Origin of the sequence: Priestia sp. YIM B13490 (assembly GCF_042787735.1) — a bacterium.
GTDB classification, from domain to species: Bacteria; Bacillota; Bacilli; order Bacillales; family Bacillaceae_H; genus Priestia; species Priestia megaterium.
In genome coordinates this window covers 156,888-169,869 of record NZ_JBHZOT010000006.1, presented here as the reverse complement: position 1 = coordinate 169,869, position 12,982 = coordinate 156,888, and the positions used below count along the sequence as shown (strand labels likewise).

General features: G+C 36.9%; 12 protein-coding genes. 5 read left to right on the top strand and 7 right to left on the bottom strand.

The annotated features are described in order from the left end of the window. Positions 1 to 89 precede the first annotated feature (89 nt). A complete protein-coding gene (gene galU, locus ACFX4R_RS18960) occupies positions 90 to 974 on the bottom strand; it encodes a UTP--glucose-1-phosphate uridylyltransferase GalU (protein ID WP_016765909.1) in 885 nt (294 codons plus the stop codon). A gap of 241 nt (positions 975 to 1,215) precedes the next feature. Between galU and ACFX4R_RS18955 the strand changes: the two genes are divergently transcribed. The 3 genes from ACFX4R_RS18955 to ACFX4R_RS18945 all read left to right on the top strand — a co-directional run bounded on the left by ACFX4R_RS18955 (position 1,216) and on the right by ACFX4R_RS18945 (position 6,745). Further along, positions 1,216 to 2,778, top strand: a complete 1,563-nt coding sequence (locus ACFX4R_RS18955) for a hypothetical protein (protein WP_043977452.1) — start codon at positions 1,216 to 1,218, stop codon at positions 2,776 to 2,778. Next, positions 2,771 to 5,401 carry a DEAD/DEAH box helicase gene (locus ACFX4R_RS18950; RefSeq protein WP_377570066.1) on the top strand — a complete coding sequence of 877 codons (2,631 nt, stop codon included), beginning with the start codon at positions 2,771 to 2,773 and terminating at the stop codon, positions 5,399 to 5,401. The genes ACFX4R_RS18955 and ACFX4R_RS18950 overlap by 8 nt, the downstream gene beginning before the upstream one ends. Positions 5,402 to 5,698: 297 nt before the next feature. Then, the gene (locus ACFX4R_RS18945; protein ID WP_237075071.1) at positions 5,699 to 6,745 is read left to right on the top strand and encodes a C40 family peptidase; all 1,047 of its coding nucleotides are present in this window, start codon (positions 5,699 to 5,701) and stop codon (positions 6,743 to 6,745) included. Between the two features lie 536 nt (positions 6,746 to 7,281). Here the strand turns inward: ACFX4R_RS18945 and ssb are convergent. Next, positions 7,282 to 7,644, bottom strand: a complete 363-nt coding sequence (gene ssb / locus ACFX4R_RS18940) for a single-stranded DNA-binding protein (RefSeq protein ID WP_016765913.1) — start codon at positions 7,642 to 7,644, stop codon at positions 7,282 to 7,284. Between the two features lie 96 nt (positions 7,645 to 7,740). On the opposite strand from ssb, the gene ACFX4R_RS18935 reads away from it, so the two are divergent. Further along, positions 7,741 to 8,178: a YwpF-like family protein gene (locus ACFX4R_RS18935; RefSeq protein WP_014457773.1), complete on the top strand. Its 438-nt coding sequence runs from the start codon at positions 7,741 to 7,743 to the stop codon at positions 8,176 to 8,178. A 523-nt stretch (positions 8,179 to 8,701) separates the two neighbouring features. Continuing rightward, a complete protein-coding gene (locus tag ACFX4R_RS18930) occupies positions 8,702 to 9,124 on the top strand; it encodes a helix-turn-helix domain-containing protein (protein WP_034648293.1) in 423 nt (140 codons plus the stop codon). Positions 9,125 to 9,152: 28 nt separating this feature from the next. Here ACFX4R_RS18930 and fabZ read toward each other — a convergent pair whose 3' ends face one another. The 5 genes from fabZ to spoIIID form a co-directional block, all read right to left on the bottom strand. Beyond that, positions 9,153 to 9,587: a 3-hydroxyacyl-ACP dehydratase FabZ gene (gene fabZ / locus ACFX4R_RS18925; protein WP_013059788.1), complete on the bottom strand. Its 435-nt coding sequence runs from the start codon at positions 9,585 to 9,587 to the stop codon at positions 9,153 to 9,155. An 83-nt stretch (positions 9,588 to 9,670) separates the two neighbouring features. Beyond that, a complete protein-coding gene (locus ACFX4R_RS18920; RefSeq protein ID WP_043977466.1) occupies positions 9,671 to 10,492 on the bottom strand; it encodes a flagellar hook-basal body protein in 822 nt (273 codons plus the stop codon). A 23-nt stretch (positions 10,493 to 10,515) separates the two neighbouring features. Further along, the gene (locus ACFX4R_RS18915) at positions 10,516 to 11,340 is read right to left on the bottom strand and encodes a flagellar hook-basal body protein (protein ID WP_162215097.1); all 825 of its coding nucleotides are present in this window, start codon (positions 11,338 to 11,340) and stop codon (positions 10,516 to 10,518) included. Between the two features lie 114 nt (positions 11,341 to 11,454). Then, positions 11,455 to 12,456 carry a rod shape-determining protein gene (gene mreB, locus ACFX4R_RS18910; protein ID WP_013085455.1) on the bottom strand — a complete coding sequence of 334 codons (1,002 nt, stop codon included), beginning with the start codon at positions 12,454 to 12,456 and terminating at the stop codon, positions 11,455 to 11,457. Between the two features lie 186 nt (positions 12,457 to 12,642). Further along, positions 12,643 to 12,906: a sporulation transcriptional regulator SpoIIID gene (gene spoIIID / locus ACFX4R_RS18905; protein ID WP_013059792.1), complete on the bottom strand. Its 264-nt coding sequence runs from the start codon at positions 12,904 to 12,906 to the stop codon at positions 12,643 to 12,645. Positions 12,907 to 12,982: the final 76 nt, after the last annotated feature.

Below are 12,982 nucleotides of genomic sequence, written 5' to 3'. Positions count from 1 at the left end.
ATATAACCATCTTTTGTACAACGAGCTCTAACCCAAAAGAACTATTGAAAATCTCCTTGATTCCCAATAGTTCCCTTAGTAAATATATTTTACATATGCCCTTCTTTTTCGACAATTTCTCTAAAATAGCTCACTAACTCTTCTCGCAGCGGTTCTCTTTGCAAAGCTAAATCAATTGTTGCTTTAATGAATCCAAATTTATCTCCAACATCATAACGCTTTCCTTCAAAATAGTAAGCAAGAACACGTTGGAATTCATTCAGACGTAAAATAGCATCTGTTAATTGAATTTCTCCTCCTGCGCCAATCTCTTCTCTGCTCAAGATATCAAAAATTTCCGGTGTTAAAATATAGCGCCCCATAATTGCATAGCCTGAAGGGGCCTCTTCTGGATTCGGTTTTTCAACGAGCGTTTCTACGTCTAATAACCCTTTTTCAAGAGGCTCTCCTTTAGGACCTACAATTCCGTACTTTGAAGTTTCTTTTCTAGGCACCTCCTGTACACCAACTACAGCGCATTCATATTTTTCGTATACGTTCATTAACTGTTTCAAACAAGGTGTTTCTGATTGAACTACATCATCGCCTAGCATAACAGCAAAAGGTTCATCTCCGATAAAACTTCTTGCACAGTGAATGGCATGACCTAATCCTTTAGGTTCCTTTTGACGAATGTAGTGAACATTAGCCAAATTCGAAATCCCCTGCACTTCTTCGAGCATGTCCCACTTTTCCTTTGCAGCCAATGTTTCTTCTAACTCATATGATTTATCAAAATGGTCTTCAATTGCTCGTTTTCCGCGACCGCTTACAATTAAAATATCTTCAATACCTGATGCTACTGCTTCTTCCACAATGTATTGAATCGTTGGTTTATCTACAATTGGCAGCATTTCTTTAGGCTGTGCTTTTGTAGCCGGCAAAAAGCGTGTCCCTAATCCAGCTGCTGGAATAATAGCTTTACGAATTTTCACTTACTTTTCCTCCTGTCAATGTCAATCGTGCTTATTGGTTATAGTATAGTAAGTCTGCGATTGAGTATGTACACAAAGTCATGTTGAATCCATTTCTTTTTATAAAGAGTCATGTTGGATTCTGCTTTATCATAACAAAAGATTTTGTATAATTCTATTTTTATCATTTATAATGAAAAGAAAATTAATCACTTATAAATATAATTTTATGCTCCACTTATGTATAGAAAGGAATGGGATTATGAGTTCGTTTTCAGATCACTTACAGCACCAATTTATACAGCATTTCCCGTACAGTGATGCACGCTATCGCACAAATGCCCAAGCAGGGCTAGACCTTTACCGTACCCATTCATTCTTCATTTTGCACAATGATGAACAGATATTAAACGTTAAAATCGATTCGTTTTATGTGGAACTAAACAAGCAGTTGCTCCCTGAAAGTACCTGTTCTTGTCAGCATAACGGATTTTGTGAACACTGCTTTGCAGCGTTTTTTTATATGTACTCATTAATAGAACCGCTTGCGCCTCTATTCAAAGAATGGCGAAACCATGAAAAAGCAGCTTTGACTATGCTATCTGCCAAACAAGTGTTAAAAAAGCCGAAGGCAACTTTTCAAGAGTGGAGACAAACTTTTGAGGAGCAGTATACGCTTTTTATGCAGGGGCGGAACGAAAATGACCGTTCCATTTATCATGAATATTATCAGTACTATTACCGTGCTTTAGTGAAAAAGGCTCCTGAGCACCCATTGCTTTATGCTTTATTTTGTATGTATGGAGCGGTTCATACATTCTATAAACTATCAGCTCAATTACAGGCACATCAGCTTTCTACTAACATCGAGGAATCATTCGTATATAGTCACGTCTACAAAATAACAAATGAAATTTATGCTACCGCTGATTCGTTAAAGCAAATGAAATACGATGGAGATGCATTATCTATTATAGAGGACAGCATTCCATACATCCGAGAATTATTGCATAAAGATATGCCTTTACAATATGAACGTATTGAGATTTATCGCGTTATTTGGCAAAAAATCTTCACGTTAGAAAAGTGGCGAAAAATTGAGGAAAGCAAATTAAAAGCTAAGTACGGTTCTTTTATAAACAATACAGCTCTTTCCTATCTTTTATTCCTTCAAGAAAAAGATGGCGAAGCAAAAGAACGTTTGAGCGATGAAACACTACAAATGATTCCCTATCTTATTCCTTGGTTAAATGATTTATTGCATGAAAAAGAAACTGACCGCTTTGCTCAGTGGGGCTCTTATATAATGACCTATATAGGAGATTACGTACGCACCGTTCCGACTACTTATCAAGGAAGCCGAAACATGGTCTCCATGATTGTAAATTTATTTGAGCACTATAAAGACTTAACGAACGATCAAACTTTGTATACTGAAGCATTGCAAACGTTACTTCCCTATAGTTTTATTGAATACAGTGATTTTCTATATGCTTCTGACCAATTGAAAAAGTGGGTTGAATTACAGGTGCTTCTTCAATATGACAGCATCAAATATGACGAGCAAACGATAGAAGCCTTAAAACAAAAAGATGAAAAGCTGGTTATTCCTCTTTATCATCAAATGATTTCAAAGCTGATTTATGAAAAAAAGAAAAGCAGTTATCAAGAAGCCTATATCTACTTACAAGAATTAAAGAGACTTTATCTACAAATGAATCGCTCTCTACTATGGGAACATTATATGGAAGAATTAGCGATAAAAACAAAGAAACAGCGCTCGTTTCAACAACTATTAGAAAAAGGAGATTTACTGAATGTTTGATTTGTTTCATTTAACACTTGAAGTCGAACCTGTACACGGTGACTTTTTTCTCTACTGTGTATCACCTAGCGGCCAAATTTTGCTCCCTGATACATGGAAAGATGCGCTGTTTCTATGGCATGAACAGACCTATTACGGAAGCGAAGCCACACAGGTTGAGATTAATGGGAAAAAAGGAATTCTTCTTTCTGCATGGCAAATGTTCACTTTCATACAATTACCTATTCAACAGCATGTGTTGAAACCGGCTTTGTCCGCTTCAGCGGAAGCTTATCAGCAAATTGCAGTCGATATGGCAAAGAGGATTATCAAAGGGAAATTTCATTCTCTTCCTTTAAAAAAACAAATGACTGGATCGCTTTCACAAGCTGATGAGCAAGAGTGGCGAGCACAAATTAAAGAGAACTTGTTAAAAAAAGAAGGAAAGGACTTTTTAATAAGCATAGAAGGCGAGAGCTATAATCCTCCCTTTGACCTTTCATTGCGTATTGTAGAGCCAACGACCGATGGAGATGTATGGACGGCTGAAACATTCGTGATTCCCCACGATGAAGCCAAAGAACCTTTTATACTTGGAAGAACGCTTCCTAAAGAGTGGAACCACTACGAATCATATATCGCTTACGAACACGAACGATGGAAAGCATTGGCTCCTACTTTATACCAAAAAGGAGCTTTTATTCAGTCTGTCCTAACAGATGAGGAAGTATGGGAATTTCTAACTCAAGATAGTGCAGCATTGATTAAACAAGGTGTCTCTATCCATTTGCCAAGCTGGTGGGAATCATTAAAAAAAGCCACCATCAAAGTATCTGGCACTATAGAAAATACTTCATCTGCATTATTTGGTAAACAAGCTATCAGCAGCTTCCGCTGGTCATTTTCTATTGGCGATCAAACTTTCTCAGAAGAAGAGTTTCGGAAATTAGTCGAACAAAAACGCCGATTATTATCTATTAACGGACAGTGGATTCAACTGGATTCTAGATTAATTAAACAAGCGCAGAAAATTGTTAAAGAAGCTAGTAAAAAAGGCGTCTCAATTCATGAAATTTTAAAAACGAAGCTAACCTACATGGCAGACAGTAAAACCGATGAAGAAGAGGTAAAAGTTGAGTTCCAACTACCCGCTTCCTTTCAATCATTTATTACATCCTTAACGGATTTAGAACGGCTGCCGGAAGTGCTGCCTCCCTCTGAATTTAAAGGTACATTAAGACCTTATCAGCAGCAAGGTTTGAATTGGCTCATGTTTTTGAGAAAGTTTAACTTAGGAGGATGTCTAGCAGATGACATGGGGCTAGGTAAAACCATTCAATTAATTAGTTATTTAACAAATATTCATCCGTTACATAGCTCTCCTTCTCTTATCGTTTGCCCAACTTCTTTAATTGGAAACTGGGAAAAAGAATTACAGAAATTTGCCCCTTCTCTTCGTGTTCATGTTCATTACGGGCCGAAAAGAACCAGCGGATACGCATTTGAGAAGATATGTGAAAGTACTGACGTTGTGATCACGACTTATCAAGTTGCTCTTTTGGATGCCGAATTGTTGAAAGGGTTTATGTGGAACAGCATTTCCTTAGACGAAGCACAACATGTTAAAAACCCGCAGACTAAACAGGCGAGAGCTATCCGTCAGCTGCAAGGAAGACACAAAATTGCACTTACTGGAACTCCAATTGAAAACCGTCTGCTGGAACTATGGTCATTATTTGAATTCATCAATCCTGGTTACTTAGGAACAATCAATTCATTTAAAAACCGATTTGTAGCAGGCATTGAAAAAGGCGAGAAACCTGAACGAACTGTTGAGCTTAAAGCACTCATTCAGCCTTTCTTATTGAGAAGAACAAAACAAGATAAAAACATCGCCCGCTCACTGCCTGATAAACAAGAACAAAAAGAATATATCCCGCTGACAGCGGAACAAGCTTCACTTTACCAGGAGCTAGTTCAAGGAATGCTTCAAGAAACAAAGGAAAAAACAGGATTTGAACGAAAAGGCATGATTTTGCAAACACTAAATAAGCTAAAATTATTATGCAACCATCCAGCTTTGTACTTAAAGGAAAGTACAGCTAAACAAACGGTACGGCGATCTCATAAAAGTCAAAAAATTATTGAACTCGTAGAGAGCATTCGCACACAGCAAGAAAGCTGTTTAATCTTTACTCAGTATATTGAAACAGGACTCATGCTGCAAAGAACCTTAGAAAAAGAAATCAACGAGCCAGTTTTATTCCTTCACGGGAGTTTGTCAAAAGAACAACGAGATGCAATGGTTGCTCAATTTCAAGCAAGGAAAAAAGCCATCTTTATCCTTTCTCTTCGCGCAGGTGGAACTGGATTGAATTTAACAGCTGCAAATCACGTTATTCATTTTGACCGATGGTGGAACCCAGCCGTTGAAAACCAAGCAACCGATCGCGCCCATCGAATTGGGCAGAATAAATTTGTTCATGTTCATAAGTTTATTACAAGAGGAACGATTGAAGAAAAAATTGATGAAGTAATCAATCAAAAACAACATCTAAACAATGAACTCATCCAAGGAGATCAATGGGTAACAGAACTTTCTAATAAAGAACTACAAGAGCTTCTTGCATACAGAAATGAATAAGAAAAATTATAAAATGTGTTACAACGTTACTAAAAAGAGGACTTTTTTACTTGTCCTCTTTTTTTATTAGATCATTCGACACAAAAAAATAAGTGTAAATCAATCTCCAGCTACTGATAAAGATACAAAAAACGCAATAAATAGCTTTTTTTGAATAAAAAGGTATTTTTATAGCGAAAAAGGCCCTTTACTTTCTCTTTAAATTCCAGCATATTTATACATATAATATTTTTGTAATTTAATAGACATATTGGAAAAATAAACACGGAACATTTACATAATTAGGGGGATTTATTAATGAAAAAAAGGCAGCTCGCTTTATCTCTAGGCGCCATTGTTGGCGGGACATTCTTATATCAAGCTTCAGCTGAAGCATCTGCTTCAACTGTTCAAGTAAAAGCTGGAGATACACTTTGGTCATTATCTACCAAATACCATACAACGGTAGAAGCTTTAAAAAGCGTAAATAAGTTATCTTCAAATACAATTCACATAGGACAAACGTTATCGATTCCTTCTGCTTCAACCTCTCAACCATCTAATAAGGAAGAAAAGCCTTCAGCTCCTGCTACTGGTTCGACTTATAAAGTTCAAAGCGGCGATACCCTTTGGAAAGTTGCTACTCGTTTTAATATGAGCGTAGAAGAATTAAAACGTTTGAACGCTCTTTCTTCTAACATTATTTATATTAACCAAACGTTAAAAGTAAATGGAAGCAATAGCGCATCGACTCCAACTACGAGTAAACCAGCAGAAACTCCTTCTAAGGATGCAAACGGAACTTACAAAGTTCAGCGTGGAGATAGCCTATCTAAAATAGCTTCGACATTTCACATGAGCGTGAGTGAGCTAAAACAAGTAAACGGATTAACGTCTAATACGATTTATGTAAATCAACAATTAAAGGTATCAAAAAGCAGCCAAACAACTACGCCAACAACAAAACCAAGTACATCCACACCTTCAACTTCTAACGGAACATTAAATGTATCGCAAATGATTTCAGATGCAAAACGTTATATAGGTGTTCCTTACAAATGGGGTGGCACAACTCCTTCTGGTTTTGACTGCAGCGGATTCATTTATTACGTAACGAAACAACAAATTTCTACAACGCGCTATACGACGGCTGGTTATTGGAGTGTATCAACACCCGTCAGTAATCCACAGCCTGGAGACTTAGTGTTTTTTAATACATATTCTAGCGGTCCTACACATATGGGCATTTACCTTGGTAATCGTCAATTTATTCATGCTGGATCTTCTACGGGTGTAACCATTGCAAGCTTAGATAACAGCTACTGGAGCAAGCGCTACTTAGGTGCAAAAAGATTTTCTAAATAATTGATAGAAGCTGAAACAAAAGTATTTTAGTTGAGGGAAGATCCGAACGAGTTTGATTCTTGATGGAGAATCAAACTCGTTCGGATTTTTTCATTGGTAGGGTCGACGTAGGTTTCATATATGTAGGTGCTTCTAGCTGTTGAGCGGAGGGCAAAGCGAAGACTCCTGGGAGAAAAGCAGAATAGATGAAACCGCGCGCAAGTGACGAGGAGGCTCATCAGCCGTCCGCGGAAAGCGAAGCCTTGCACGGAAATCAACAGTGGTGTAACAAATGATCCATACTAGCTCATCCCATTTGTTTGTCTTTAGATTGCATTAATTCAGTTATGTCTCAATCTCTTATATACAGAAAAAAACCGTTAAATGATTTAACGGCTGAAATAGAGGAATAGTTCGGGGATAGTGAATACTTTAATTTTCTCTCTTGATAACATAGAAAGAGCCTTGCTCTTAAAAAGGATCTATCTTCTATTATGATAGATAAGAGGAATTAAAACCTTAGCTGAACTAATCACCCCCTTTCATACTAGATAACTTTATTCTTCTTGTTGATTTGAATCAAATGAAGAAAAACCGGATGGCTTTCCACTTAAAAACTTAACAGCATCAGCCACAACGTCGGTCATATATACTCGTTGCTGAAGATTATTTTCAAATGTGCGCGTTTGTACACGCCCTACTACACCTACAACCGCTCCTTTATCACAGTAAGCAGCCGTATTTTCTGCATTTTTTCTCCACAGAGTAATGTTGACAAAATCAGCATCATATTCACCTTCAACATTTCGAAACGTTCGATTAATTGCTAAAGTAATAGTAGATACTGCAATCCCTTCATGGGTATATCTAAGCTCAGGTTTTTTTGTCAGTCTTCCTACAAGAACAATATGGTTAATCATAGTCTACCACTCCAACTGATTGAATAATGGGAATCTTTAAGCTCATTCATGTTATAATATGGATAACCTACTATTTACGTAAAGGAGGAAACATCAATGAAAACATTTAAACTTGTGTCATTTCAATTGGTTGATGATCAAGAAAAGCGTCAGTCTGTCTCACTCACTAATGGCCTTATTATTAATAAAGAAGACGGCGAAAATAACTGGATTTTAGAAGCAGTTATCGATAAGAAATGGTACGATGAATTTCATGTTTTGTTGAAAGATAAACAAAAAATGACGGTAGAAGCTAAAATTACGAAAGAAACAAATGATCCGGCTACCTTTATAGCTACCGTGGCTTCCATTACTTCAATTGGTGAAAATCGTATTAGTTTGTTGATGAAAGGTGTTTTAAAAGAACGGAGACTTCATTATGCTGAAATGCTCTTAGAGGATTTAATTAACCAAGGGTTATCAGGTCAAGATTTACTTCAACAGTTCAAACTGCAGCTTCGAAACAGACCGATAAAAAGTACATCTAAAAAATAAGTCAAGTCATCTCAAGGTGTCTGGATTTAAAAGAGAGGATTATTGTTTGCGGTCTTTTTCGTTGGTGCATGAGAAGGGTAAAGAAAAGAGAACTGACTGGAGAGGTACCTTTCTTTTTTTCCTAAAAATAAATGAGCACAATTAGAACGTTTGAAGCGATTATCTCTTATGCGAGCGCCTTGCCTTTTCAAATAAAAATTTGTCATTTTTTCACTCCTTTTTCTTTGTAATTCGTATATTAATGCATTTTTCCCCGTTATTCAACCATTTTTTTCAATATACCGAACAAAAAATAGGATTTTTTTACTATAAAAACCTTTATTTTTGTTCTTTTTTTTATATCCAGGCAAAAAAATGAATCTTTTTAGAGAAAAAAAAGAAATAAAAACAGGTTTTATTCCCTTTATTGCAGAAGTTAAAGTGTATATGTTTCATATTGTGCGAATTTAGCATATTACAAAGAATATGAACTACATTCGAACAATAAGACATATATTTATCTTTACGAAATCAGGTGATGCATATGAAGGATTTTGGAGAAAGAATTAAGCAGTTCAGACTAAAAGGAGGATTTTCACAAGAAGAATTAGCAAATCAGTTGAATGTTTCTCGTACAACTATTTCAAAATGGGAATGTTCAAAACAAACGCCTTCCATTTTTGATTTTTTATCTCTATGTAATTGTTTTCAAATTACGCTGGACCAACTTATTGAGCCTTCCTCTTATAAACAAGATCATTTACATGACTTCCAACTTCTTTACTTAACAAGAAAATGTGAATCGGATTCACACGACGAGACCATTTTAACCCTCATAGATAAACAGCCCTTATTGAAACACGTGCTCTTACAATTTTCATCTCTGTCACCAACACTTCAAAAAGAGTTGCTAACGGATATTATACCTTTATTAAAGAAACTTTTTTCTGCTTTGCAGCGCCAATAAAAAAAGCTGCATCAGCAGCTCTTATGTACTATTCTTTTTTATCGCCTAAAGCAAACATAATATCTGTTTCGCAGACTAACTCTCCATCTACAGTTGCGATACCTTTTCCTTTGCCAATAGATCCACGCGCACGTACAATTTCAACCTCTAAACGCAGTTGATCACCAGGTCTTACTTGCTTTTTAAAGCGGCAGTTGTCAATGCCTGCAAAAAATGCTAAACGTCCTTGATTTTCTTCTTTTTTTAGCATAGCTACTGCTCCTACCTGAGCCAAAGCTTCTACAATTAAAACCCCTGGCATCACAGGATAGTCAGGGAAATGCCCGTTAAAAAATTCTTCATTGGCAGATACGTTTTTTAAACCAACTGCTTTTTTTCCCTCTTCCACTTCTAAAATACGATCGACCAATAAAAATGGATATCGGTGTGGAATAATTTCTTTAATTTGTTCAATATCAAGCATAAATAAGTCTCCTTTCAAACCGCATGTAACATACGATACTATTATCAATATACAGAATGCTCAATTGAGAAGCAACTACTTGCTTAAGCTCTGATTCCATTAACTAAGCCCATCATTTGATCTGCAATTGAAATAGAGCGGGAATTAAATTGATACGCACGTTGAGCAATGGACATATCAGTAAGTTCTTTACTCAAATCTACATTTGACTGTTCCAATTTCCCTTGCTCTACGCCTGCTGTTTCTCGAGCTTTTCCAGTCAAATCTGTAAACATATTCGGTTGGTTCATCCCTGCTGGAAAGGCAAATAGATTTTCTCCTTTAGCTTCGAGCACCTGAGGCTTTTGGACATTTGTTAATCCAAGTGTAAACTGGTCAACACCCTTATTCATAGTAACCGTTATCGTTCCACTTCCATCAATTTGTATATCTTTGAACGCGTTACTGAAAATAATAGCTTGACCATTTTCTCCCAGCACATCCTGACCAGAACCGTTTACTAATTTAACATTGTTCGGGCCTTCAGGGCTAAGATGAAAAGAACCATCTCTCGTATATTGTACAGGCTGTTGGGAATCGTTTACGGCAACTTGAAAATAAACGTTTGGATTTGATGCAGCTACATCTAATAGTTTATCTGTATTCTGAAAAGCACCTTGCGTCATATTCAAGCTCGTTTGATCTAAATAAGCGCCTGTGCCTTGCCAAATTCCAGCTGGCGTAAGCCGCTTTTCTGTTCCCTTATCTTCTTGATTGTTTACTTGTTGATACAGCATATCATTAAATGAAGCATCTCTCGCTTTATATCCTGTCGTATTTGTATTAGATAGATTATGACCAATGACATCAAGCTGCTGCTGCAGCTGTCCCATCGTATTGGCCGCTGTTATCATTGTACGGTTCATCCTTCTCATCTCCCCTGTTGCTTTTAGCGCACACGCCCAATTTCATTTGCCGCTTTATCCATGCTTCTATCGTAAGCTTGCATTATTTTTTGATTTGCCTCAAAAGCTCTGTAAGCCGTTAGTAAATCAGTCATACTTTGAGCAGCATCTACATTGGAACGTTCAACAAATCCTTGCTTTAACTGATAAGAAATGCCTGGATTATTTCTTGCTGAAGGCAAAGGCTGATTGTTCAGCGTTTCATACAATCCATTCCCTGCCTTTTTAATCGTTTGTAAGTCACTAGCATAAGCAATATCGATTTGTGCGACCTGCTGATTATTTTCCGTTACGTTACCTTGTGAATCAACTGTAAAGTTTTCACTTTTTAGTTGAATTGGTTGATTATTTGTATTTAATACATAAGCTCCGGTAGACGTAGTTAAAAACCCTTCCTGACCTAATGTAAAATTACTGTTTCTTGTATATTGAGGCGTATTATCAGGGCTTTGTACCACAAAAAATAGTCCGCCCTCTTTTGTAGGCATATTTTGCTCCATCAATGCAATATCAGTTGATTGAGACGTTTGCTGAAGATCACCTTGTGTAAAATTTGGAACTGTTTCTTGCATATACACGCCCGTATTAATCGTACCTATTTCTTTTTTGTTCTGAACAGAGATGCTACGGTCAGTAGGTAAATCTTCAGATTCCATTCGCTGCAGCAACATATCAGGAAATGCCTTTAACGTACCTTGATCTGCTTTAAATCCTGGCGTATTAGCATTTGCTATGTTATTCGTTAATAAGTCAGTTTGACGCTGTTGAGACAGCATACCCGCCGCTGCCGTGTAAAACCCTTTAAACATACTTCATCCTCCTTACAAGTAAACGTTGCTCGTTATAGCCAGCTCACAGAGTATAATAGATAAAAGAAGAGACTCCTCTGTATGAAACGAGCCAATAGAGGAGTCTTCATTTATTTAAACAATATTGCGACGAGATAGTTTATCAATATTATCGAGCATAATACCTGTTCCAACAGCTACACAACCCATTGGATTTTCTGCAATTAGCACAGGCACCTTTAATTCTTCCGCTAACAGCTGATCCATACCGTGAAGCAATGCTCCACCACCAGTTAAAATAACGCCTCTGTCTATAATATCGGCAGAAAGTTCAGGAGGTGTACGCTCTAATACACTTTTCGAAGCTTGTACAATGACGCTGACAGACTCTCTAAGTGCCTCCTCTACTTCTTCAGAATAAACAGTAATCGTACGAGGTAGGCCTGAAACCATATCTCGCCCTCGAATGTCCAGCTCTTCATTACGAGCTTTAGGAAACACCGTACCAATTTTCACTTTAATTTCTTCTGCTGTACGCTCTCCGATTAAGAGCTTATATTTTTGCTTAATGTACTGCAAAATTTCGGCATCAAAACGATCACCAGCCATCTTAATAGAAGCTGCTGTTACGATATCGCCCATTGAAAGGACGGCCACATCGGTTGTACCTCCACCAATATCTACGACCATATTTCCGCTCGGCTGAAAGATATCCATTCCAGCGCCAATTGCCGCGACTTTTGGTTCTTCTTCCAAATAAATGGTTTTTCCACCGCTCTTTTCAGCAGCTTCGCGAATGGCTTTTTGTTCAACAGAGGTAATATTTGTTGGACAACAAATTAAAATGCGAGGCTTGGATAAAAAACCTTTTACATTTAATTTGTTAATAAAGTGTTTGAGCATAGACTCTGTAATTTCGAAGTCAGCGATAACACCATCTTTTAAGGGACGAATGGCAATAATATTACTGGGCGTTCTTCCTACCATACGTCTCGCTTCTTCCCCTACTGCTAGCACTCTATTTGTATTTTTATCAATCGCCACAACAGACGGTTCATTTAACACAATTCCTTTGCCTTTAACGTGAATTAAGACGTTAGCTGTACCTAAATCGATACCAATGTCTTTTGCTAACATACCTTAAATCCTCCTTCTATTTACATATCTTTGCATGATAACCATTCTTTTTTCCTAATTTACTATTTTATCACAATTTGTATATGTATGTTGTTATTAGCAAAAATATTTATTATATACCTATTTTATCCAAAAAATAAAATGCCCTATACTACCTCTATAAAAAAGGCAATATTGGGCATTTTTTCATTTTACAGTTTCTTCTTCCTTTTTGTACTTTAATTTTGTTGCTTCTCCTCCACGCAAATGCCGAATAGATTTATGATAATCAAGAATTTCTTTTACTTCATTTGCTAACTCAGGATTTATTTCTGGTAGACGCTCTGTTAAATCTTTATGGACAGTACTTTTCGAAACGCCAAATTCTTTCGCAATTACACGAACTGTTTTCTTTGTTTCTACAATATACTTTCCAATCTTGATAGTTCTCTCTTTGATGTAATCGTGCACACTACTCGCCCTCCCCAAATTGGATATGAGAAGTATCCAAGGGAATGTATATATTATCCCTTTTCTAACATTCTCT

What these genes read in the sequence shown, in the direction of transcription:
- ACFX4R_RS18955 (WP_043977452.1), top strand. Translation starts at nt 1,216, where the DNA reads ATGAGTTCGTTTTCAGATCACTTACAGCACCAATTTATACAGCATTTC.
- ACFX4R_RS18950 (WP_377570066.1), top strand. Translation starts at nt 2,771, where the DNA reads ATGTTTGATTTGTTTCATTTAACACTTGAAGTCGAACCTGTACACGGT.
- ACFX4R_RS18945 (WP_237075071.1), top strand. Translation starts at nt 5,699, where the DNA reads ATGAAAAAAAGGCAGCTCGCTTTATCTCTAGGCGCCATTGTTGGCGGG.
- ssb (WP_016765913.1), bottom strand. Translation starts at nt 7,644, where the DNA reads ATGATTAACCATATTGTTCTTGTAGGAAGACTGACAAAAAAACCTGAG.
- ACFX4R_RS18935 (WP_014457773.1), top strand. Translation starts at nt 7,741, where the DNA reads ATGAAAACATTTAAACTTGTGTCATTTCAATTGGTTGATGATCAAGAA.
- ACFX4R_RS18930 (WP_034648293.1), top strand. Translation starts at nt 8,702, where the DNA reads ATGAAGGATTTTGGAGAAAGAATTAAGCAGTTCAGACTAAAAGGAGGA.
- fabZ (WP_013059788.1), bottom strand. Translation starts at nt 9,587, where the DNA reads ATGCTTGATATTGAACAAATTAAAGAAATTATTCCACACCGATATCCA.
- ACFX4R_RS18920 (WP_043977466.1), bottom strand. Translation starts at nt 10,492, where the DNA reads ATGAACCGTACAATGATAACAGCGGCCAATACGATGGGACAGCTGCAG.
- ACFX4R_RS18915 (WP_162215097.1), bottom strand. Translation starts at nt 11,340, where the DNA reads ATGTTTAAAGGGTTTTACACGGCAGCGGCGGGTATGCTGTCTCAACAG.
- mreB (WP_013085455.1), bottom strand. Translation starts at nt 12,456, where the DNA reads ATGTTAGCAAAAGACATTGGTATCGATTTAGGTACAGCTAACGTCTTA.